We start from the raw sequence: 21,304 nt of genomic DNA on the forward strand, positions 1-21,304 counted from the left end.
AAGGCCATAAGGACGCGCGGCACGCAGCCTCTGCCCGTCCCGAGGCAATTCGCCTCAGTGACATTGGTGGGGTTGGCTCGCCGCTAACAGTTTTGAAGAGGAGGATGAACAAAGCCCCCGGCGAAGTGTGAGCCAGCCTGATCGACCGACACTGCGGGTATGCTCCAAGCTACACAGTAGCTCGACTTGGCGATGCTCGCCTTCGCAATGCCGGCGCGATACGACATCACGCTGATCCGCCACCTCCCAAAAAACGGAGCTCGACGGCAAAAAATCCGTTCGTCGATCCAGGAAATCCGCCCGGATTTCAGACTTGTGACCACCTGCCTCTTATTTAGCAAACGTTCGATCTTGACCTATCCGCGCTGTCGCTTTTGTGCTGAAAACAGCGGGAGAATAGCACGCCCTCTTCGCCCAGACATTCAAGCGCTGAAGCGTGCTTCCGCATAGTTATCGTGCGCCTTTTTCGTCTCGGCTGTTGCCTTGGACCGCACCGGCTTGCCGTTATTCAAGGGAATTTCCGCGTATGTGCCATCAGGAAACTCAGCCACGATTTTCATCTCGCCACCCAAGCCTTTTACATACCGCTCCATGGTCTTGAGCTGCACAGTTTCCGGGGATTTTTCGATCCGCGAAACTTCCGCCTGCTTCAAGCCCGTCTTGGCCGCTACAGTGGTTTGAGTGACCGACAGCGCCTTGCGGATTTCGGACAGATGAACGGCTTTAAGAATCTCGGCCGCTCCCTTTTCGATCTTAGCTAGGCGCGCGGCCGGTAAAGCGTCAATGCGCTCACGAGCTGGTCGAAAATCTGATCTCTTCGCCATGATCTATTCCTCTTCCTCTGCTTCAAGCCACTCATCAAACCGAACGTCGGCGGTTGCAATGAGGGCTTTTGTAAAACTTGTCCTGTGACTGGCCTTCTTTGTTGCCCCCCGAATATATGGCTTGCCGTTCCTGATCGAATGCAAAGGCGAAACGCCAAGCGCCTTTTACGGCTATCCGGATTTCCTTCATGTTCTTGTGTTTGGATCCCTTGAGGGTATCCACGATGGGGCGACCGAGCTGGGGGCCTGTCTGCTCCAGAACGAGGATTAACTCGTCCAGTTTGTCAGACACAGCATCATCCAAGCCTTCGCGCTCCTTGATGAAATCCGGATGCTCAAGGACCGTCCACTTCATGAAGCCGATATAGGCTGGAACCGATATAGGGTCAAGCTGATATTTTGACCTAGGAAAACTGTTGTCTTGCCCGCTTCTCTCGCCAAGCACCGCGCGACCGACCAACGGAACCGGAGGCTGATCAAAGCCCTAGCCGCAAGCCCCAGGCGCGAGTGGCATGCGGATTTCTGGTCATGGCCTGGTGTTCGGTCTTTGCAGGCATTCCCGTTGATGGATCTGTCCGGAATTAGCGACGGTTGTTCTGGCCAACGCTGCTGTCTTGTCCCGTTCCTGCCCGCTCCTTCGCTGCGCTCCCGAGTTGGGGACAAGCCATCTCAGGCGCCGGCCCCTTTGGAACCGTCCTCCGGGACACAAACCATCAACCAAAGGAAAAGACCATGAAAGACACTAACACCAAGACCGGAAAGACCGAGTCGAAATCCCCAATGTACCTCGCCTATACGGTGCGGGATGCCAAGGAAGAAGGCCAGAAGGGCTTCTGGACACGCATCGGTGCATTCTTCGCCCACGAAGATGGCGAAGGCGGCACGCTCCTCCTCGAGGCCCTGCCCCTGGACGGACGCGTCGTGCTGCGCGCCCCCAAAGTCGAAGAAGACAAGTAGGAGGCGGACATGCAGCTCTTGACTCAAGATCTGCGGGACAAGCTGCTGGCTAATGGTCGCCAGCAGCAGCCTCTCCGCGGTACCAGCGACGAGATCGATTTCGTGCCCGTCGTCAAACTGTTCACGCCACCTGACTGCCACCGAACCCCGGTTCCAGCCGGGGTTCGGCTTACTCTGTGACAGGCGTCAGTTGAGCCCAGCTTTCGGCTTGGAAAATCGCCACGAACATACGCCACGGCGGTGTTACCGATTGAAGCATAACTGAATTGTTCCTTGAGCCCTTCGATGCCGCTCAACGGCTGGCATTCCTGGTCAGATATGAGGTTTGTCCGACCATCATCGACCATCTTGAACAAGATAATTCCTTTGGTGCTTTGAGGGCTGCTTTTCGCCTCATACGGCTGTGGGCGACATGTCCCCTCTGCATCGCGGTCCTCGCCCGGGTTGCAAGCAGGACGTGGTGCCGGCGCCGCGGCGGGAGGCGCTTTGGCCGGCGGTATGGGCGCGGTTTCACTTGTGGTCTCAAATTTCTGTTGGGGATGAAGTAGCCGAGCAGCTGAAGCGCCTGCTTGGCTTTGCCTGTCGTTCCTGCCATCAGATATCCAGGACGGATGGGCCAGTGGGCGTGAGGGCTTGTAGGTCCGCAGTTTTCCAGGCGTTCCCCCGCTGCCTGCAACACGAGCGGTCAGAACTCAGCATCGCGTTAGCTGCAGCAAATTCGGCGTTCTCTTCTTTGGCGTTGTCGGCGCCGAACTTTGCGAACTGGTCCAGGCACTCGCCGGCGTGGATGACGGTGTCCTGGGTTCGCGCACCCTGCTGTTTCTCTCAGCCCGACAGCTTCTGCGACCGGGTCTGCCGCGCTACACGCCGGGTAGCTTCATCTTTTTTCCGGATGGCTGAGGTCAACTCGTCATAGTCGACGCCGCGCTTCTTCAGCGCCCTGCGCGCATCGTCGATCTCGAAGCCCAACAACTCGAATACGGTCATATTGAGCTTGGAAGCGATACGCTCCATTGTCTTAAGGGTGGGATTTCCGATGCCGCGCAGCATCGTGTAGTAGGTCCCTCGCGCCAAACCCGTCTTGGGGAGGAAGGCTTCCATTCCGCCATTCTCGATCTCAAGCTGCTGGAGGCGCAGCGCCAGCATTTCATTGAGGATGGAATGATCGACCGGCTGGGGCTTGCGGACGGGCGACATGAAATCGATGAACTCCAGATGAGGCACCTGCGCCTGCGGAGACCATCAATACCGCAATGAGGTTATCTTGTATATGAATGTTCTTATATATTGAATATTCTCTGAATGAGGCACGGCGTGTCGGATCAAACCTCCTAAAGCTTCGTCGCGCGCAGCCACTAATACGGCCGGCTCGAGCCGGCCTGGCTGCGAGGGACTTTGGCTTCCCACTTGATGAACGACCGTGGACTCGGGCCTTACGTTGCCAGTGACCACATACGAGATAATGTACGGACTGAGTTTCGGCCCAAGCGCTCCCATTTTCTGTCTGGCTGATGCTGATGCCGTTAGGCCCCGCGCGACTCCGCCCGCCGCAAAATGGAAGGCCCGCCCGATACTAAGTAGGAGCAACCGCAAGCCTATGCATGAGCCAACGTTGCCGTTCGCCACTAAAACCGATAAGCCTGCTGGCGATAGAATGGACCTTCCTGCTCCTCTCCGGTTCTGGCTGCGCACGGCGAGCGCTTTCTGGGCGTGTTGAGTTGGAGCGGCACATCGTCCCCTGGGCGATGGCTCCAAGGCTATTTCCTCGTGCAAAGAGTTTCTCTGCATGGCGGGCGGCATCTGGACGTCAAGCGGGTCCGGACGCCCTTTTCTCGGATGCCTTTTAGCGGCTTGCCGTTCGAATTCGTACTCGCGTGATGCCTGTTGCCCTGTCTCGCCGCTGTTTAACCGGCTGTCCAGCCGCGCGAGCGGCCGAAGCGTAGCGGAGCCAGCCCGCAGCCGGACCGCGCTCCCAAATAGCGCTGCAGGTACGGCGGAGGGCTGGTGGTCAGGCGTCGTGCGAGGGCGGGAGACGTCCAATGCGTTTCAGGTAGTCGTGGAGAACACGATCGATGATGCGTAGAGGATGCGTGCGCTCCTCCGCGGCGATCTGCCTGAGGACCAGATCGATGGCGTCGGGCAAGCGAAGTGCATAAGGGCGCGACGAACTGCGTTCGCCATAGGCATCGAACGGTTTGCGCGGATTTTCCCTCTTCGGTTTGGCCGGCGGTGCCGACTTAGGCGCCTCGATCTTGTTGGGCAGGGTTGCGTGATGAGTTTGCGGGGCAGCGGAGGTTGACGCCTGCGTTGTCGGTTGATCGTCGTAATGCGGTGTGATGACGACGGGCTTGGCCCCGGGCGGCGGATCAGACGAGATCCGCTTGGCGCGAAAGGCGTCGCGTGGCAGGGCAGGACGGGGCGGTTTGGCGGTTTCGTTCATGCGGCATTGTCGCCGTTATTGACGCCCTGGCTCGCCGCGAGCAATTCGCGGACGACCTGGTCGGCATTGTAGCGGGCCTTGCGGATCGACTCATCCGTGTCGCTCATCTGGTAGAGTGTACCGTGGCCGCTGGTCATCGTTCGATAGGTGACGCGCCGATAGAGCGCGTTGGCGCAGATGGGCACCTGCTCGGCGTTGAGATAGGCGAGGACTTCGCGCAGAGGCCTGGTGTTGCGGTCGAGACTGTCATATTCGTTGAAGAGAACGCGGTGCTGGCTCATGGGGAGATTGGCTGCGTGGGCATGCTGCTCGAGGTTGCGGATGGAGCGCACGACCTGCGATGCATCGAAGGTGTGAACCCTACAGGGCAGGACGACGAGGTCGGCGCGCAGCGCCGAATGGGTCAGCACCGGTCCGTAATAGCCCGGCGTGTCGATGACGACGACGTCATGGCTGTCAAGGCGCTCGAGCGCTTGTGCGAGGCTCTGTTCATCCGGCGCGCGCACGAGATCGATCCCTTTCGGACTGAGATCCCGCGCGACCGAAGATGCATGCCATTGGTAGGCGGAGCCCTGAGGATCCGCGTCGACGATGGCGACGGAATAGTCGTGATTGGCGAACTCGCCGGCAAGGATAATGGCGACGGTGGTTTTCCCGGAGCCTCCTTTTGGGTTTGCGATGGCGAAGATGCTCGGCATGAAAGGCTCCTCGTGGCGCCGCGATCGCGACAGCGAAATGACCAAAACAATATATTAGATATTACGAGGTCGGAAATCGTGCAAGTCGTTGTTCGCGCGGTCCTCCAATGAGAGAATGCGGCAGTGCTGTGTTTCGGCAAAGCGGCAATACCGCAAGACACGTTTGCTCCAAGGCGGCAATGACACTTCCGGGTAATGCTGTAACTCGCGTTTCGGGACATACGGCAATCTTGGAGGAGATCAATCCCGACCCCTGAGGCATAGCGGGGGTCCTGTCAGGTGTATTCACATCAAAAGGCGTCAAATCACTATTGCGGTAACAACGGGTGGGGATAGCGCTATGGGGCGGATCGCGGCACAGCGCAGGGGGGGCACGGCAGGGCATGGGGCGGCTGCTTTCCCTGGGTTATTGGAGGTTAGTATAATAGATATTGGTTGACAAGATACCGGTTTGTGGGCCAAACCGGGGAGGCTGCTGGACGCAGCCAGGGCGCTGACGCGCGTTGCCTGCCGGCGAAGCTTGAGCCCGTCGGCCGAAAAGAGAATGGAGGACGGCTGTGGCCAGTTCCGCTGCAATGCCGAGACGCAAACCAAGGCTCCGCACGGAGCTGTCGGAGCTGGATGAGCGGCGCCTTCAGGAGGCAGTGGCACTGTTCGGCTTGCCGAAGGCCGAGGTCGTACGACGGTTGATCCGGGCGTCGGTGCAGGCCGGCCCCGCACTTTCTGCCGAGAACACTGTGGTCATCGTGGATCTCGCCTACCAAGTCCGGATGGTTGGGCGCAATCTCTCCCAGGTCTTGAAAGCGATCCACCGTGGCCAGGCCGTGCGCATCGAGGACACGGAGGCCGTGTGGCGCGGCTTGTACGAGGTGATCGCGACGATCAATGAAGAGCTCACCGAGATGACCGTCGCCTATGGCTCCAAGCTTCGACGTGTTGCGAAGCTTACACTGTCGGAGGAAGTCCGCTCTTGAGCCGGGCCGCTCAAATCGGATGGTGGCTTGAGCAGGTCAATGCTGCGCGGCGGGCCGTCGAAACGGCACGCGAGGAACGCGGGCGGCCACGGGTATCGAGGCCGATTGACGAGGAGCGCCAACCGAAGGCCAAGCGGGTTTCGTCGCTACCAAGTACGTCGTCTCAGGCAGACATTCGTGGCGCGACGATCTCGGGCGGACAGGACGAGGAGCGGCGTCGGGCGCTGCCGGCGGCGGCCAGGGGAGGCGCTGGCGGGCTGGCGGGGAACACCGGATCTGGGTCTCCGACGGCGCCGATCGCTGGAAATCTTTCGAGCAGTGGTGGAGCGCAGGGTGGTGGGGCTATCGGCCGCGCCCGGCAACTGGCGGCGGGCTATCAGCCGGCGGTCATCAAAGTGGTGTCCTACGCCCGGGGCGTCGCGCGCGTCACGGCAACGGGCCAGTATGTGCAGCGCGAGGAGGTCGCGCTTGAGACCCACGATGGGCGCATGCTTGGCGATCGTGAAGCTGTGGCCGACGAAATCAAGGTCTGGTCCACGAGTTTCGCGAAGCGTGCAGAGAGCCAGGACGTCGCTGCCATGCGCTTGAAGCTTTACGGGGTGCGCGACACACCGGCCGGGCGGCAGATTTATGAGAAAGCGATGGTTGCCGGATTCGAGGGCCATCGCTATGCCTATCGTCTCGATGCGACACCGTCGGGCGAGCTGGAGGCGCGGCTCGTTGTGGCGATGGCTGGATCCCCCAAGGAGCGGTTGCGAGTCCGGGAGGAACGGGTTGGCAATGCGGAGGTTGGCTTCACTCGGCGCCGGCTCGATATCCGATCGGAGGCGGCTGTGAAGGCGCGGATAGAGGCGGCGACCGGCCATCCGAGGCATGCCGTGAGCGTTGATCCAGGCCCCACCACCCACGGTCGAGACGGTGTGACCTATCGACTAAACAAGCTGATCGAGAAGGGCGCCGTGGTCGACGATCGTGGCAAGGTTTTGTCGAATGTCGCCGATGCGCGCGTCGCCGCGCGAGAATGGGGACCGTCGCTGCGGTCGCAGTCCGCGCGCGACACAATGCACCTGATCATCTCGGCGAAGACTGGGGCGGATGTCGCGGCTCTAACCGACGCCGTCCGCGCGTTCTTGCATGACCGGTTCGCCGACCACAAGTTCATGTTTGGCGTTCACACCGACAAGCAAGCCGACGGGCATATCCATGCCCACGCCATCATCACGGTGAGAAATGAATCCGGACAGAAAATCCATCCGGGCCGTGAGACGTTCCGAGAATGGCGCGAGGTGTATGCTCAGCACGCCCAGGCGCATGGGCTGAAAATCGTCGCCACTTCAGCGAAGGAACGGGCATCGTCGCAGAGTTACGGCCCGAAGGACAAGGCGATCGTCAACGTGGCCGAGCGGCCACGGCCGACGCGGGAAGCACGCGACCGCGCTTATGCGGCGGATCCTGCCAACCAGCGACTTATCCACAATGCCAGGAACCGAATCCGTGTCGCTCGGGCGAACCCCATCAAGCTTCCCGCCTCGAAGCCCGATCGTCGCGCGGTCAACGAAAGCGTCGCCGCCTGGCGAACTGTAGCGCGGGAACATCCGGACAATGCGCTGGCGAAGCAAATGTTTGAACGACTGGCGACGGCCCAGACGTTGGGCAATGTCCTCGACATGATCGGGAAACGAGTTGACCATCTTACGAAGGAGACTAACGGCATGGCGATCACATCGGCGCAGATGACGAAGGATCTTCGCCTCATGAACGAGGCGGTTTCGCGCACAAGCGATCTCCTCGATGGGGAGACCAAGCAACAGTTTCGAGAGGCATCGTCACGGTACCTTGAAACACTCGCAAGCCGAATCGATCTCCAGCGCGCACAGGAGCGCGGCGCGCAGGAGCTCTCCCGTTCCGAAGTCGAGGCCATTGCAGGGGTCAATGCCGATCGCCTGATCGCGCGCGCTCAACAGGTTAGCCTGAAGGAACAGCGGGAGGCCGTCTCTGCGGAACGGATTGTCGATCGCGCCGTCGAGGCGGAGCGCCGACAAGAGGCCCGTGGCGGGATCGACCCGTCATCGCATCGCGAGCTTGGTGCAGATCGGGCCATCGTCGCAAGCTCACAGCAGTCCGCCGCCCGTGAGGCACACGAGGCTGCGGCCGCCATTGAGGCCTCGCGTGTGCTCGCCGATCATCCCGCACAGCCGTTGCCGCAGTCGCTGCTTCAGACCGATGCGATTGTGACGCTCCGATTGGAACAGGAAAAGGTGCTTCGAGAAATCGATGCTGAAAAAGCCGAAGTGCAGGCAACCAAGGGCCAGAAGATAATTTGACGATCGTGCCGCATATCGAAAGGTCACGCCGTAAGCGGGATGGCTGTGCCTCGGCGACCAGCCGTCGCGCTCAACCTATATTTATGCGCCAAGATCGGACTGGGCGCGCACTGCGGGTGATGTATCCCGCGGACAATTCAGTGACACGGCCCTGGTCAGACCGCCCAGTTGGCTTCAGCAGATTGCCAGAGTTGATTTCAGCGGCCGGCCTATAGGCCACCACCGGCAACCTTGCGCGGCCGGCCTCCCTTGCGGCCGTTCTCCCGAGCCGCCGCCGCCTTGGCGCGCGAACGGGCTTGGCCGCCGGCCGTACCGAGCTGCGCGGCCATCCAGCGCTTTGAGCCAAACACACCTTGCAGCAGCGCCGGCACATACACATCAGCATCGAGCTTCGGCCAGTGCAGGCCAAGGCCGGCCGGGCTGATCTCGACCTCGGCAAGGTCGGCCGGCGAGGCATCAGCCAAACCTTCTGCTAGGCGCGGCGGGAAAGCGATCTGCACGCCGGTATTCAGGTTGACGACGATGCGGGCCGAGCGGCGATCGTAGCGCGCGGACACGGCAAAGCCGTTCTCCCGCAGCGCGGCCATCCGCTTTTCGGCTTGGTGAAACTCTTGCTCAGTAACGGCCATGAATTGTTCTCCATTCCGCACATAAGGTTGCCAGTGCGCCGGCCAGGTCATCCGCGATCCGGCTTAGCGCGGCCTGGTTGAATCCGAAGCTCTCCCGCAGCGCCGGCGGTCCATCGGGGCAATGCAGGATGAACACCGCTTCGCCGGCCGCTCCCTTGACGTGGACGTGCGCGGGTCGATGATCGTTCGGGTAGATGACCACGCGCAAGCCATCGAGGCGTAAAACGGTCGGCATGGGTGATCTATACCAAAACCCAAGCGCTTAGGAAAGTCGAAATTGTCGCAAAAATCAGTCGCGGAAGTTTGAATTTGCGACCGACTTTTGTGACAGAAGTTCCCCTGAAAAATCAGGGCCGGTGATTTTGTCGCGACAGCTTTTGGCTTTTGGCCCAAAAAGCTAACCCGCCGACGCAGACCACAATAGCCACACCACATGCCATGTAGAGGCTTGCCTCTGAGGCTCCCGGCGCGATTGTCGGCAGGAGATATATCGCAAGCCCGAATCCGCTTGTGAGCAGGGTCGTAAATGCCTGCACACGGCCAATCATGCTCTAATCCACAGCGGTCAAAAGGTGGGGCGTTGGCCGCCGCTCGCGATACGCGCCGCTATCCCTGGTCCTGCCTTTTGCCGCGATCGCCAAGGCGATAGCCGCGATATGAACGCAGCAGTAAATCGTCTGCCATGCATGTCACAGCGCTCGCTTCGGTCAAGAAGCCCATGGCAGTGTTGGCACCAATGTGGGTGAGCTGCGCAGTGGCGACGGCCGTTGACACCGGCGGGCCTCGCGTCGACGATAAGGAAATTTAGTCATCCCCAAACTGCTCCTGCAAGGTGGCGAGCGCCGATAAAGCTTCTTCGAGCTTCGGCGATATGGACGCGGTGCGAGCTGATGCCGCCATTACATCGAAGTCGTCTCGTTGGGTACGCTCGGTAGCGGCCAGCAGGTCACGAATATTGCAGGTCTCGTCTTGCGGGGCGTTGGGCTCATCGCCGAGCGCCAAAACCTTTCGGGATTGCTTAACAGGGATCTTTTTCGCGACGATCGGTGGCGCCGGACGGAAAGCAGGCTCGGCCGGAGACTTAACGCTGCCGCGAGCGTATTCCTTCTCCGGTGCAGGTTCAGGCCGTGGTGCCGTCTTTCTGCCGTTGCGTTGGAGCTGCGGAGGCTGAGCCTCGTCTTCGGCCGCCTCCAGGCTCGGCGCCGGGCTGATGGCGCCGCCGAGAACCTCATCCTGCCATTTGCGCAGCGCGGGTAAGGTGGGCGGTCTTCCCTTACCTACCTCGAACAGCCGCCGATATGGCTGATCCTGATAGTGCCGGATCTTGGTAAGCTGAAAAGAACGCGAGTTCTTGACCATCAGGATCGAGGTCCGCGCGGACATCTCGCGCAGCTCGAGTGGACTGCGCAGCGGCCGCGGGGTGTAGTGTGGGGCCCATAGGCGCGGCGCGAAGATCCCCTGCCCCGGTCGCATCACCGGCGTCTTGTAGACCTGCGTCGTCTCGCCCAGCATCTCAGATACGAATTCCGAGGTCTCCAGATCGTTGATCTGGATGAAGAGCTTGATCTGCGAACCGGAGACGGTGGTGATGCGCTTGTTCTTGCCATAGAGCTCGTCGAGCTGGGCAATGTCCTGCATGACGATCGCCATGCGAAAACCATAGCCAGCGCTGATCGTGATCTTCGAGATGAGAGAATCCATGCGGCCGACGTGGTAGAATTCGTCAAGCATGAGCAGAACCTGATGCGGCTCGTCCTCGCCAGGGATTTTCACCATCATCAGGTCGTGGATCTGCTGGAACAGGATGCGGATCAGCGGTCGGAAGATCGACAACTCGGCGATGGTGCATCCGATGAAGATCGTCATCGGATGGCGCCTGAGCTCGCGGATGTCGAAATCAGATGTCTCAGTAGCGGCCGAGATCAGACCGTTGTTCCAAAGCGACATTGCCATGTTGACGTTGAAGACGGCCGAATTCCTGGTTTCCGGCTCCAGGGCGATATATTGGTTGAAGCTATCGACGACCCATGTCGGCAGGTACAGGCGCTCGGTGTTCACGATGGCGCGCAGCACGGAGGAGATATCCTTACCCGTCGTCGTCATGCGCGCAACGCTGCGCATATGTTGCGCGCCAGCGACAAGCGGCGAGGAGAGCACGTAGCCGATCAGCGCTGAGAGCAGCAGCCGTCCGGCACCCGCCCAGGTATCGTCCGCCTTCTCCGGGATGACGAAGGAGGCCACGACCAGACAGTCGGTCGCCATCCGCTCGTCGCGCCGCACGAAGTCGAGTGGATTGTAGCGATGCGTGTCGTTCGAGCCAGGCGAAAACATAAAGACCTTGTTGCCCATTGCGCGACGGTGGTTCGCGAGCGCCTCAAAATTCTCCCGCTTCGGGTCGAAGAACACGGCCGAGCCTTGCCAGAGATAGCCATTCGGTAGAACGAAGCCCGTGCCCTTGCCCGAGCGCGACGGACCGACGACGAGAATGTGAGCGGGCTCGTCGGAGCGGATCGTGGCCCCGGCGAGCTTGCCGAGGATGATCCCTTGCTTTGCTGTCAGGCCCTGCTTCGCCGCTTCCAGCACGGTGCCGAAACGCGCTTCGCCAAAGGGCATCTGCCGGCGATTGACAGTCGCGAAAAGCCAGCCGGCGAGCCCCAGCACCACGACGCTGCCGGCGGCGATGCCGGCGCGGATCAACGCCTCGACCTGCGTCTGCGGAAAGAAGACGCGCGCGTAAAAATGCTTCCAGGCGATCAGGAAAACGCCTGCGGTGCGCTCATTGTTCTGCATGCGTAAGAGTGCCCAGCGGGTTGCGCCCTCGCTCGGGAAGCGGGCTGGCGCCCAGCGCGACGCTACAACGATTTCATAAGCCAGGCTCCACAGGAGCCAGAACCCGATGAGCGCCAGAAGGGCAACGCCGATCCTAAAGGCGACGACGCGTGCCATAGACGGCCTTCCTCTCACCCCTGCCTTCGCGCCACTCCGCCATGCGCGCGAAGTAGATGGCCGAGGTGCCGCGCCATCCGCCTATCTTTTGCTGCTGAATGACGATCGGCAGCACCGATTTGATATAGCCGACTATTTCCTCGCGCCTGAGGCCGAGGCCGGCCTGCATGACCATCAGGGCAAGCTGTTCAAACGCGCCGGCCGGGTTGTCGGCATGGACGGTGGTGATGCTGCCGGGATGGCCGGTGTTAATGGCACGCAGGAACGAATAAGCCTCGGCGCCGCGGATCTCGCCGAGGAAGATGCGGTCCGGTCTCAAGCGCATTGAGGCCTGCAACAGTGTCTCCACGGTGACGCGGGCCTCGCCCTGGTCGCCCTTCGAGGCAACGAGCGGCAGAAAGTTCTTCTGCATCGGTTTAACCTCGCGCGTGTCCTCGATTGTGATGATGCGCTCGTCGACAGGCACCTCCTTCAGGATCGCGTTGAGAAACGTGGTCTTGCCCGAGCTCGTGCCGCCAGAAAGCAGGATCGAATAGCGGTTGACGACAGCGAGGCGGATGAAATCCTCGATGCGGCCTGCGTCGAGATGCGCGCATAGGGCTTGGTCGACCTCGGACAACGCTCCGTCAGTCGTGGTCACAACCTTTTCGAAAGAGCCGAGCTTGCGGTAGTCGACGAGGCGCATTTCTTTGATGACCTGCTTGCGAATGGCGAAGGCCCCTCCCCCGGCCGTCGCCGGCGGCATCACACCTTGGAACCGCTCGCCTGTCGGAAGTGCTGCCGACAGAAGCGGGTGGTCTTCGTTGATGCTCTGGCCGGAGAACCCCGCGACCCGCTCGGCCAGATGCCGGATTGCCGTTTCGGTCATGTCCGGAACGTCATGATGCTCCATGGCGGATTGGCCGAAGCGCTCCACCCAGACCGCGCCCGGTCCATTGACACAAATCTCGACCACCTGATCGTCGTCGAGCCAGGGCCGGATGGGGCCGAGCGCCCTATCGAGAAAGATCGTCTGGTTTCGAGCCGGAACGTTCACGTTTGAGCTCCTGAAGCGCTTCCTTCACCGGATCGGGATAGAGTGCGGAGAAATCGAGGTCGCGCCTGACGAAGACGATGATCCGCGTGCCCTGGTCGAGGTAGATTGTCGGGGGGATGTTGATCGAGTTTTTCAGCGCCTCCTGCGCGATGTTGGTGAGGGTCTGCGAGACGTTCTGCGCGGCGATTTGGCGGGCCTGGAGCGCTTGTTGGTTCTGATTGGCGCCGGTCTGCGTCGTGGTGACCACACCGGTCACCGGATCGGTGGTGGTGATCGTCGTGCCGCCGGTGTTGGCGGTGTTTTGGCCATGACCGCTCAGGAACTGGGAAAAACCCCCGACGACCGACAGCATGATCGCCGAACCAAACCGCTCGACATAGTGATTGTCGAGAAATCCGGCCTTGCCGGCGCGGCCGAGATCGTCGGTGCCGGTCGATCCGAGCTGCACGGACACCCCATCCGACCGCAGCATCCGCGTCCAGACGATGAAGACGCGGGTCTGGCCCTGGGTGATGCCGGATTTGTATTCGCCGACGAGATGACTGCCGGCTGGAATAAGGATGCGCCGGCCGTCGAAGGACCAGACATTCTCGGTGGTCACCGCGCGCACCATGCCGGGAAGATCGCTTTGCACGGCGGTCTCGAGGACGCCGCGGATGAGGGTCCCCTGCGCCACGAGTGCGTCGATGCGGTCGTTCTTGATTGCCTTCGCCACTTCGACACCCGCGTTCGCGACGGACGCCAGGAACCGCCGGTTCGGGTCGTCCTCCTGCTGCCCCGTGCCATCGCCCGCGCTGTCGCCCGGATTGGCCGTCCCGTCGCTCGCATCATTGTCGGCGATTACCTGCGGCGCCCGCAGCCGTTCCCATTTGCGCCGCTCCGCCTCCTGGCGCTGACGCTCGAGTTCGGCCAGGCGATTGGCTTCGTCATCGTTTGGTGGCGCCACGACCAGCGGCGGCTCGGGAGGTGGCGGTGCCGGTAGGGCGTTTGGTGGCGCGACCGGCGGCGGGGGCACCGTCGGTTCCGGGGCGGCCGGGGCCGCCGGAATAACGATTGTGCCCTGGTTGGTTCGTGTCTGCGGCGCTGCGAGCGACGGCGCGGGAAATTGTGTCGTGGTGAACTCCTCCTTGTCCGGCGACGTCATGTTCTTCGGCGTTCCCTGGAGCGACCCGTAGATCAGCCAGCCGGCGATCACGAGCGCGCCGACCGGCACGCCGAATTTCAAGATCCGGCCAAAGCCAGTCGAACCGCGCGCGACCGTCGTGGCGGCTGCGGCATCGAGCTCAAGCGAGCGATAGTCCTGCGGGCTCGGCATGGCGCTCTCAGCCTCCCGTCGCGGGCGACGGCATCCCGACGCGCTGGGGAGCGTAGGGCTCCAATCCGTTCGGCTCATGCACATTGGTGAGCCGCCGGTTGAAGATGCAGGTCGACTCGCTCCCGTTGCGTAGGGTCCATTGCGGGCTGACCTTGTCGACGACGACATAGGGACCCTCGGTGCGGAAATTCACCAGGCTCTCGTTACGACCGCTGTCGACGATATAGATCGCCGGCGTCTCGCCCTCGAAGCGGAACCACGTCTTGGTGCCGTCGTCGAAGACGGCGATCGGCTTGTTTATGGACGAGCCCTTGTAGCCATAGTCGCTGTTGGCATTGGCGACGTTGAGGGCCTTGAGGTTGGGGTTCGCCGCTCGTTCCTTAGCGGCCGCCATCAACTGCGCACTCGCCTCGTCCTCGGGGTAGCGAAAGCGCACGACAAAGATCTGTGTCGCCGGCGGGCGGGTATTTGATCGCAGCAGGAAGGAGTAGATGCGCTTGTCGGTCACGACATTGAGGTTCGACAGCGCTTCCTTCTCGATCGGTTTGACGAAAATGATGTCGCCCTTGTGGTTGGGTTCGACCTTCCAGGCGGTCGAGTCGCCCAGCGCCAGCGTCTCGATCTTCTCATCGCCCTGCAACTCGATCATGGTCGAAGTGCCGAAAGTGGCGTCGATCGCGGTGACATTGTCCTTGTTGTAGACGACATCGCGGACGCGACTGTCGACGCGCCCGGGCTTCGGGATAGCCTCCGAGACGGCTGGTCCGACCGCGAGCCAAAGGATCAAGCCGACGACGATGCTGTGAGGGACAAAACGATTCATTGCTGCGCCCCCATGGTTCCCGGGGACGGCGCTGTTTCCTGGTCGCGTCGGTACTCCAACGCTTGAAAGCCGAGAGGATTGTCGAAGCGCCATTCATTGCGCATCGGCGCCGAGGTGTAGCGGAATCGCACAAGCGAGACCCAGTTCGCCGTGACGATGTTGGTGGCGGACTTGGTGTCGGTCGAGAAGCGCACCAATGCCGTCCGGTTGTTCGGGAAGGTTACCGATTTGATTGATACGGACACCACCGTGTTCGTGCCATTGATCTTGATCGGGTTCTGCGGGTTGGCGGGGGAATAGATCTCTGTCAGCTCGCGGGCGGCGTCGCCCGCGGCCAGCAGTTGCGCAAGGTCGAAATTGTCCTTGAGCGCCTTGGGGTCGTAGGTCTCGCGCGCCTTGACGTAGCGGACCACATTGAAGGTAGTGACAGCCTCGTCCTGCGTCAGCGGCCCTTCCGCCATCGGCCGCTTGACCTCGACGAAGCCCGTCGCCTTGTCGACGACGACCATGTAGGGCTCATAGGTCTTGAGCGGCACGAGCAGGGCCAACGTTGCGAGCGAACCGACCGCGACCACGGTCATCACCGCCGCGACGATCCAGGCGAGCGCTCGTGAATTGCGATTGCGCCGCGCGATGTCCTGTTCCCAGGTCATCCCTTCCGAATAATAGCGCGGGTCGACGCTTCGCTCCGCTATGGCTGCACTTGCCTGCGTCATGATGATGAAGATGTCCTGTTGTCACGGGCCGTTGGCGTCACGGCGGGATTGCTGATCTGGGCTGCAAGGCGCCGGAACTCCGGTGTCTCGGCCCAAGCGGCGGCCCTGAGGCCAACGCGTGCCCGCTGTCTCGCGGCGAGCTCCTCGCGCCGTGAGACCGAGGCCGGGTTGAAAGGATTGCGGAATGCCAGCCGGCCGCGGTTCGCAGCAAGCGCGGCCCGGGCGCCGCTGACGCTGGCGTAGAACCGACCTATCCGCGGTGCGCCGATCGGCACGCCGCCTGCGATCGCTGCCGCCACATTGTTGATCTGGGAGAGCAGAAGAATGCCGATGATGGCAAGCAGCACGACAGGGCCAATCGTTGCCCAGGTCGGGCTCTTGGTGTTGGCGACGCCGTTTAGCGTGTCTATCGTCTGCTGGATGAGCGAGACATAGAAGGCGAGAAACGCATAGACGAGGACCTGCACCAGAAAATACTGAACCAATGCACTGAGCCAGCCTGAGAAGAACCGTGTGGTGACGCCGAAGAGCAGGAGGATGATAAAGACTGGCGCCAGCGCGAGCAGTAGCCACATGAACATCTTCGACAGCATGATGAGGAACAGCGCAAAGCCGATCAGCACAGCCATCACGACGTAAAAGACGGCGGCAAAGATATAAGGTCCCCAATTGGTGATGCCGGCGTTCTGCAGGAAGGCCTCTGTCGCATTGTTCGTCGTGTCCCACATGTTCTGAAGCGCGTTCTGAACACCGTTTACCGAGGTAAGGTTCACTGCGGTGCCGGTGTTGTTGGCTGTGGTGACAGCGCTCAAGAGCGCATTGCCAATTGCGGAAGGCCCGTCGTTCATCAGGTTATAGACAAGCGTCTGGAAATCGTTCCAACTCGTCGCAAGGGCATAGATGGTGAAGGCCCGCAACAACCGAAAGGCATGATCGGCCGGCCCGCCGCTCGCCGTTCCCTGCCAGATGCCGACACCCCAGAAGATGACGTAGAGGGTGAGAAGCAGCCCGGCGACGCCCGTGCCACCGCCCGATGTCGCCGCGTTCGCGAGCGCCCGATAAGCCGTCGAGACGTAGTTTTGCCCGAGCTGATCGACCGATTGGAGCAACGTGGTGATGCTGAACGACCCCATCCGCGCGCTCAGATCGGTTTCATCGGGCCGCAGCTGTCGGGCAACCGCAGCGGTGGCGGGAGCGCCGGCGCGGCGACCGGGGCGCCATATGCGAGCGGCGCGCCACTTTCATCCGAGGAGCACGGCGCCTTCAGAGGCTTATAGGCGCAGCCTAAGAGAGCTGCCGCCAGCGTGAGTGTGAGGGCCAAACCGATCGCAGCCTTCACTTTTTTGGCCCTTTCGGCTGGCTGAACGTCATGGCGCGCGAGGCGGCTTTCGCCGCATCATCCTGCGAGACCGGCCCGGCCCCCGTCGACGATGGGTTCAGCTGCTCGCGCGGCCTCCACACCGCCAGATAAAGTGTTTCGGCGATAAGGATTCCGGCAACGAGGAAGCCAATGGCTTGTTTTGACACATGTCCTCCGGTCGTTCTCTTGGAATTCAGGGTCGGGGAATTCAGGGTCGGGCTTTACTGCGTGAACTTCATCGCCCGCGCCGCGGCGGATTCGGCGGCGATACGGTCGAGGTTGGCTTGGTTGGCTGCCGCGGCGGCGTTGTTCACGACGCCATTCAGTTCATTGATCGTCTGGCCCGTCTGAACCTGGACCTGCGTGTTCTGGTCAACGCTGCCCTTGAGATCGGGGGCTTGGCCGATTTGCTGGCCACCTTGTGTGAAGGCCGCCGACCTCGTTTGCACTGCGGTCTGCGTCGACGTGATCAGCCCGGAGAGCGTCGCGGCAACATTGACCGAATTCTGGTAAGCCGTGTCGACCGGATGGGTCTGGCCTGCGGTGAGACCAGTGATGGTCTTAACCAGCTGCAGCCCATTGATCATCGTCGAGACGATGTTCTGGGACCCCGGGCTCATCCCTGCAAACGATAGAGCACCGCCGGAGATGACGGAGCCGAGCGAGGGCGCCTGCGCCATCGAGAACCCGCCACCGAGCGCCATTTGAGCGAGGCTGCCCTGGGCGACGGAAGCGCGATCACCGGTGACGGCCTGCAGTGTCTTCTGGGTGAATTGGAGGATCTGCTGATCTGCGGTGAGGATCTTCTGCGTGCTGGTCGCGATCTCCTGCGCCTTAGCAAGATTGGTATTGTCGATGACGGGAACTTGCGCACGGGCCTCGGCACAAATGAGACCGAAGAGCGCGGTGAGAACAAAGGCGAACGAGCGGGATATCGACATGGCGGGGTCCTAGCGTGCGTTTGCTTGCATGGCCGCGAGAGCGGCATTGACGTCGGTGGCGGAGAGAGCGCTCGGGGCGGGAGTGGCCGATTGGGCCGCGTCCTGGTTGCGTGCCAGGAAGAAGGCAACGTTGCCGGTGCTATCGGTGGCGCGTGCAGAGACGCAGGCCGGGTCGGGCGGGGTCCCGGGCGGTGTGGTCGAGCAGGATGCCGGCTGACGGCAGGGGTCGGCTGCGGTACCCGATCCGGCCATTCCGGCTGGGCACAGGAGCCCGCTGACCGGCATCGATGTCCCTGGGCTCGAGCGCATGCCCATAGCTGCCCGGCTCATGTCGCTGGTTTGCGCGAGATTGGGCGCATTCAGCGCCGTCACCCAGAGATTGGCCGAGCCGATGGCGCTGTTCCAGGCGAGGTTGTTTGCAGGCGCGCGGCGCTGTTCATGTCAAACGCGCCCATCACTGTTGGCGCCGTGCCGACCTGTTGACCTGCCGCCTGGAACATGGTTCGCGCGGCGCTGAGCGACTGACCGCTGGCATCAAGACCGGCGACCACATCGCCGCTCGATTTGAACAGCGACTGGCTGTTCAAGGCCGCCCCTCGCGCCGTCGCGTCGGGCGTTGCTGGCATATCCGGCGCATAGCCCTGGATCGCCTTGGCACCGGCGCCCGTCTGCGGCTGCAGGGTCGGGTCGCTGACATTGGCCTTCTTGCCGGTGGTCATGGCGCATTTGACGCCGCTGTTGGCGTCCTGGCGCTGCGTCGTGATCGGCACAAGATTTACCGTCGCGCTCGCGGTCTGCGAGTGTTCGGTAAGCTGCGCGGCATCGATGGTCGGAATATCCGCGCAAGCCGGCGCGGTGAAACTGCAGGTGGTTATAAGAGCGAAGGCGGCGAAAACTGCTTTCATCGCGTGGTCCTTCCCAGGAAGATCGGCAGCCAGACGGCTGGATCATCGCCGACGCGCGCCCGCAGCGCCTCGAGCTCGGCAACGGTCTCCGTGCGTCCCGATAGAACCTTGATCAGGTCCGGCATGCCGGCGAGATTGAGCTTGGCGATGACGCTGTCGCGTCCGTGCTTGATCAGGAAGGATCGGCTTTCCGGAACCGTGCCGCGAATCCAGGCCACCTCCCGCTCCGATAGGCGGAATGCGCGCGCGTAGCTCTCATCATCGGCCTTTGGATTGGGAAAGAACACGTTGGTGGCGGTCTGCTCGATCAACGTGCTCGCCGAGCTCGAGCGCACGATGTCGGCGGCCGACTGCGTACCGAAGCCAATGATGCCGTTCTGCTTGCGGATCGTCTTGAGCTTGTCTTTGATGAAGAAGGCGAAGACGGGGTCGTCGAGCAGGCGCCATCCCTCGTCGAGAAAGATCATCACCGGGTCCCCGGTAAGAAGCTCTTGCGTGCGATGGAAGATGTACATCAGCGCGGCGGTGCGTATGACCGGGTCGTCGAGCACCCGCGTCATGTCGAAACCGAAAATGCTGGAGAGCGAGAACTGATCCGTCTCGTTGTTGAAGAGCCAGCCGCGCTGGTCCGGCCGCATCCAGCTTTCGAGACGGGCGAGCAGATCTCCCTCGCCCGCCCGGATGCGGCCGCGGAGCAATGTTGAGAATGCTTGCAATGTCCGACCGTCCGGACCGGCACTGAGTGCTGCCGCAATCGCGTTGCGGATGACTTGCTCCTCGGAGGCCGTGAGGTCGCCGCCATTCGCCGGCCGCAGCATGAAACCGAAGAGCTGGAACAGGAACGCCCGGTTCGGCGCTGTGTCGGGCATGGAGAGCGGATTGAACCCGGTCGGTTCTCCAGGCACCAGGACCTCGTATTGCCCACCCATGGCACGGATGAAGATCTCCGCTCCGCGATCCTTGTCGACAAAGAGAAGTTTGGGACGCGGCATGACGCGCTGCGACTGCGCCGAGATGAAAGACAGGAACACGGTCTTGCCGCTGCCCGAAGGGCCGACAACCGTGAAGTTGCCGAGGTCGCGGACGTGATGATTGTAGTAGTAGGCGGTCTGCGACGTCGTCTCGAACACGGAGATCGCCGGGCCCCAGTGATTGTTGTCCGGACGGCCGCTCGGATAGTTATGCAGAGAAACAAAACCGGCAAAATTCTTTGAGGAAATCACCGCCTTGCGGGCGATGTAGGCAAAGTTACCGGGCAGCTGCGACCAGAACGCGGGTTCGCAGTTGAGATCCTCGCGCGTCCAGATCACGGAGCGGTCGGTGAGCGCTGCGCCAACGGCCGTGACAGTCGCGTCGACCTCGGACATGCTGCGTCCAAGGCACATCACCGTCATATGATGTTCGCCATAGATCGCCTCGGAGGCCAGGAGCTCGTCGCGGGCGTCGTCCAGGTGCTCGGCGACGATTGAACCCGCCTCGTCCGACATGTCGACCTGGCGGGCGACGCGGTCCACCTGTTTGGCCGCCTCGGGGCGATCGATGATAGCAAAACTTTGGCTGGCGATGAATTCGTGCGGGACGCGCAAGAGATTGTCGAAGGATCCGGGCCCGGTCTGCGCGGGATATTCACGAATTGAGATCATGGCGCCAAACCGCGTGTCGTGCGCGCCGGCGCCGCGGATCTCGAAAGCGTTCTTGCCGAAGAAGACCCGTTTCATCGACAGCGCGTCGCTCAGCGCCATGCGCGGCAACAGCATCGGGCGGGGCAGGCCGCCGTTGACGATTTGCACGAGGAATTCCAATGGTTCCGAATGCCAGACGCCATCGCGCGAGACCACGCCAAGCTGACGGGCGCCGTAGGCGGCGAGGTTCTCCCGCACGGCGGTCGCAGCATCGCGCAGTTCGGTCAAAGCCGTCTGCGCGGCGACAGTTTGGCCGGTCGCATCCGTTCGGCCGAGGAGTTTCGTCAACAAGGCGTCGAAGGTGCCGGCCTGGCCCTGAAGCGGCCTGCGGACGATCGTCAGATAAATGTCGTTGACGAACATCCGCCGCAGCGACAACGCCGCGTCGTAGCGTTCGTCGATCTCTCGGCAGAGCGCATTGTCGAAGGTGGACGCGATCCGCGGTTTGACCTCGCGCCGGATGATGTGGCCGACGAGGGCGAAGCGGGAATTCGCGAGCGTCCGGACAAAGTCGTTACGGGCCAGAAGGCGAGCGTTAATCTCCGACATGTCAGCGGTCTCGAAGGAATAGCCTTCGAGCTTGAGCACCGTCAGGACCAGGCCATCGCGTGTCTTGAGAACGTGATCGTCAACGTGGCGGGTAAACGGGATGTGCGACGCGACCGGACGCTCGCGCCGCGATACCGCGCCAAAGGTCAATTCATCAAGCAGCGCCCGCGCGACCATGCTACCTC

The 21,304-nt window shown here is 61.8% G+C and carries 21 protein-coding genes; 4 read left to right on the forward strand and 17 right to left on the reverse strand.

The window, feature by feature from the left end; genetic code table 11:
• Positions 1–422: 422 nt before the first annotated feature.
• On the reverse strand, positions 423–824 hold the full coding sequence (locus AC0V7N_RS36435; protein ID WP_496628308.1) for a helix-turn-helix domain-containing protein: 402 nt from the start codon (positions 822–824) through the stop codon (positions 423–425).
• A gap of 34 nt (positions 825–858) precedes the next feature.
• The gene (locus AC0V7N_RS36440) at positions 859–1,179 is read right to left on the reverse strand and encodes a type II toxin-antitoxin system RelE/ParE family toxin (protein ID WP_496628309.1); all 321 of its coding nucleotides are present in this window, start codon (positions 1,177–1,179) and stop codon (positions 859–861) included.
• 377 nt (positions 1,180–1,556) lie between these two features.
• Here AC0V7N_RS36440 and AC0V7N_RS36445 point away from each other — a divergent pair, with 377 nt between their 5' ends.
• Together AC0V7N_RS36445 and AC0V7N_RS36450 are read left to right on the forward strand one after the other, a co-directional pair.
• Positions 1,557–1,781, forward strand: coding sequence for a hypothetical protein (locus tag AC0V7N_RS36445; RefSeq protein WP_496628310.1), 225 nt, complete (start codon positions 1,557–1,559; stop codon positions 1,779–1,781).
• A 9-nt stretch (positions 1,782–1,790) separates the two neighbouring features.
• On the forward strand, positions 1,791–1,961 hold the full coding sequence (locus tag AC0V7N_RS36450) for a DUF2958 domain-containing protein (protein ID WP_496628311.1): 171 nt from the start codon (positions 1,791–1,793) through the stop codon (positions 1,959–1,961).
• A gap of 645 nt (positions 1,962–2,606) precedes the next feature.
• Here AC0V7N_RS36450 and AC0V7N_RS36455 read toward each other — a convergent pair.
• From AC0V7N_RS36455 to AC0V7N_RS36465, 3 genes are all read right to left on the reverse strand, one after another.
• Positions 2,607–3,005 carry a helix-turn-helix domain-containing protein gene (locus AC0V7N_RS36455; protein WP_244662164.1) on the reverse strand — a complete coding sequence of 133 codons (399 nt, stop codon included), beginning with the start codon at positions 3,003–3,005 and terminating at the stop codon, positions 2,607–2,609.
• Positions 3,006–3,789: 784 nt separating this feature from the next.
• A complete protein-coding gene (locus AC0V7N_RS36460; protein ID WP_496628312.1) occupies positions 3,790–4,221 on the reverse strand; it encodes a hypothetical protein in 432 nt (143 codons plus the stop codon).
• On the reverse strand, positions 4,218–4,919 hold the full coding sequence (locus AC0V7N_RS36465) for a nucleotide-binding protein (protein WP_183465709.1): 702 nt from the start codon (positions 4,917–4,919) through the stop codon (positions 4,218–4,220). The genes AC0V7N_RS36460 and AC0V7N_RS36465 overlap by 4 nt, the downstream gene beginning before the upstream one ends.
• A gap of 644 nt (positions 4,920–5,563) precedes the next feature.
• On the opposite strand from AC0V7N_RS36465, the gene AC0V7N_RS36470 reads away from it, so the two are divergent.
• Together AC0V7N_RS36470 and AC0V7N_RS36475 are read left to right on the forward strand one after the other, a co-directional pair.
• Positions 5,564–5,893 (forward strand): hypothetical protein, encoded by a 330-nt coding sequence (locus tag AC0V7N_RS36470; protein ID WP_244662163.1) that lies wholly within the window; start codon positions 5,564–5,566, stop codon positions 5,891–5,893.
• The gene (locus AC0V7N_RS36475; protein WP_496628313.1) at positions 5,890–8,217 is read left to right on the forward strand and encodes a relaxase/mobilization nuclease domain-containing protein; all 2,328 of its coding nucleotides are present in this window, start codon (positions 5,890–5,892) and stop codon (positions 8,215–8,217) included. Before AC0V7N_RS36470 ends, AC0V7N_RS36475 begins: the two co-directional genes overlap by 4 nt.
• A 209-nt stretch (positions 8,218–8,426) precedes the next feature.
• On the opposite strand, the gene AC0V7N_RS36480 is transcribed toward AC0V7N_RS36475, so the two are convergent.
• The 12 genes from AC0V7N_RS36480 to AC0V7N_RS36535 form a co-directional block, all read right to left on the reverse strand.
• Positions 8,427–8,846: a DUF2442 domain-containing protein gene (locus AC0V7N_RS36480; protein WP_258580803.1), complete on the reverse strand. Its 420-nt coding sequence runs from the start codon at positions 8,844–8,846 to the stop codon at positions 8,427–8,429.
• Entirely contained in the window at positions 8,833–9,081 is a 249-nt protein-coding gene (locus AC0V7N_RS36485; protein WP_496628314.1) for a DUF4160 domain-containing protein, read from the reverse strand. The genes AC0V7N_RS36480 and AC0V7N_RS36485 overlap by 14 nt, the downstream gene beginning before the upstream one ends.
• 569 nt (positions 9,082–9,650) lie before the next feature.
• The gene (locus AC0V7N_RS36490) at positions 9,651–11,543 is read right to left on the reverse strand and encodes a type IV secretory system conjugative DNA transfer family protein (RefSeq protein ID WP_496628315.1); all 1,893 of its coding nucleotides are present in this window, start codon (positions 11,541–11,543) and stop codon (positions 9,651–9,653) included.
• 226 nt (positions 11,544–11,769) lie between these two features.
• Complete coding sequence (gene virB11 / locus AC0V7N_RS36495) at positions 11,770–12,828, reverse strand: P-type DNA transfer ATPase VirB11 (RefSeq protein WP_496628316.1); 1,059 nt, start codon at positions 12,826–12,828, stop codon at positions 11,770–11,772.
• Complete coding sequence (gene virB10, locus AC0V7N_RS36500) at positions 12,788–14,143, reverse strand: type IV secretion system protein VirB10 (RefSeq protein ID WP_496628317.1); 1,356 nt, start codon at positions 14,141–14,143, stop codon at positions 12,788–12,790. The genes virB11 and virB10 overlap by 41 nt, the downstream gene beginning before the upstream one ends.
• 7 nt (positions 14,144–14,150) lie before the next feature.
• A complete protein-coding gene (gene virB9 / locus AC0V7N_RS36505; RefSeq protein ID WP_496628318.1) occupies positions 14,151–14,966 on the reverse strand; it encodes a P-type conjugative transfer protein VirB9 in 816 nt (271 codons plus the stop codon).
• Positions 14,963–15,682 (reverse strand): VirB8/TrbF family protein, encoded by a 720-nt coding sequence (locus tag AC0V7N_RS36510; RefSeq protein ID WP_496628319.1) that lies wholly within the window; start codon positions 15,680–15,682, stop codon positions 14,963–14,965. Before AC0V7N_RS36510 ends, virB9 begins: the two co-directional genes overlap by 4 nt.
• Positions 15,679–16,815, reverse strand: a complete 1,137-nt coding sequence (locus AC0V7N_RS36515) for a type IV secretion system protein (RefSeq protein WP_496628320.1) — start codon at positions 16,813–16,815, stop codon at positions 15,679–15,681. The genes AC0V7N_RS36510 and AC0V7N_RS36515 overlap by 4 nt, the downstream gene beginning before the upstream one ends.
• Positions 16,816–17,017: 202 nt before the next feature.
• Positions 17,018–17,209 (reverse strand): hypothetical protein, encoded by a 192-nt coding sequence (locus tag AC0V7N_RS36520; protein WP_496628321.1) that lies wholly within the window; start codon positions 17,207–17,209, stop codon positions 17,018–17,020.
• Positions 17,210–17,263: 54 nt separating this feature from the next.
• On the reverse strand, positions 17,264–17,983 hold the full coding sequence (locus tag AC0V7N_RS36525) for a type IV secretion system protein (RefSeq protein WP_496628322.1): 720 nt from the start codon (positions 17,981–17,983) through the stop codon (positions 17,264–17,266).
• 368 nt (positions 17,984–18,351) lie between these two features.
• Entirely contained in the window at positions 18,352–18,888 is a 537-nt protein-coding gene (locus AC0V7N_RS36530; RefSeq protein WP_496628323.1) for a hypothetical protein, read from the reverse strand.
• Complete coding sequence (locus AC0V7N_RS36535; protein WP_496628324.1) at positions 18,885–21,296, reverse strand: VirB4 family type IV secretion/conjugal transfer ATPase; 2,412 nt, start codon at positions 21,294–21,296, stop codon at positions 18,885–18,887. The genes AC0V7N_RS36530 and AC0V7N_RS36535 overlap by 4 nt, the downstream gene beginning before the upstream one ends.
• Positions 21,297–21,304: the final 8 nt, after the last annotated feature.

The organism is Mesorhizobium kamtschaticum (genome assembly GCF_056174585.1).

Bases quoted from the DNA above. Each gene is read 5' to 3' on its own strand.
- virB10 (WP_496628317.1), bottom strand. From the start codon at position 14,143: ATGCCGAGCCCGCAGGACTATCGCTCGCTTGAGCTCGATGCCGCAGCC.
- AC0V7N_RS36485 (WP_496628314.1), bottom strand. From the start codon at position 9,081: ATGCCGACCGTTTTACGCCTCGATGGCTTGCGCGTGGTCATCTACCCG.
- AC0V7N_RS36510 (WP_496628319.1), bottom strand. From the start codon at position 15,682: ATGACGCAGGCAAGTGCAGCCATAGCGGAGCGAAGCGTCGACCCGCGC.
- AC0V7N_RS36450 (WP_496628311.1), top strand. From the start codon at position 1,791: ATGCAGCTCTTGACTCAAGATCTGCGGGACAAGCTGCTGGCTAATGGT.
- AC0V7N_RS36525 (WP_496628322.1), bottom strand. From the start codon at position 17,983: ATGTCGATATCCCGCTCGTTCGCCTTTGTTCTCACCGCGCTCTTCGGT.
- AC0V7N_RS36465 (WP_183465709.1), bottom strand. From the start codon at position 4,919: ATGCCGAGCATCTTCGCCATCGCAAACCCAAAAGGAGGCTCCGGGAAA.
- AC0V7N_RS36445 (WP_496628310.1), top strand. From the start codon at position 1,557: ATGAAAGACACTAACACCAAGACCGGAAAGACCGAGTCGAAATCCCCA.
- AC0V7N_RS36440 (WP_496628309.1), bottom strand. From the start codon at position 1,179: ATGAAGTGGACGGTCCTTGAGCATCCGGATTTCATCAAGGAGCGCGAA.
- AC0V7N_RS36480 (WP_258580803.1), bottom strand. From the start codon at position 8,846: ATGGCCGTTACTGAGCAAGAGTTTCACCAAGCCGAAAAGCGGATGGCC.
- AC0V7N_RS36435 (WP_496628308.1), bottom strand. From the start codon at position 824: ATGGCGAAGAGATCAGATTTTCGACCAGCTCGTGAGCGCATTGACGCT.
- virB9 (WP_496628318.1), bottom strand. From the start codon at position 14,966: ATGAATCGTTTTGTCCCTCACAGCATCGTCGTCGGCTTGATCCTTTGG.
- AC0V7N_RS36535 (WP_496628324.1), bottom strand. From the start codon at position 21,296: ATGGTCGCGCGGGCGCTGCTTGATGAATTGACCTTTGGCGCGGTATCG.
- AC0V7N_RS36530 (WP_496628323.1), bottom strand. From the start codon at position 18,888: ATGAAAGCAGTTTTCGCCGCCTTCGCTCTTATAACCACCTGCAGTTTC.
- AC0V7N_RS36460 (WP_496628312.1), bottom strand. From the start codon at position 4,221: ATGAACGAAACCGCCAAACCGCCCCGTCCTGCCCTGCCACGCGACGCC.
- AC0V7N_RS36515 (WP_496628320.1), bottom strand. From the start codon at position 16,815: ATGGGGTCGTTCAGCATCACCACGTTGCTCCAATCGGTCGATCAGCTC.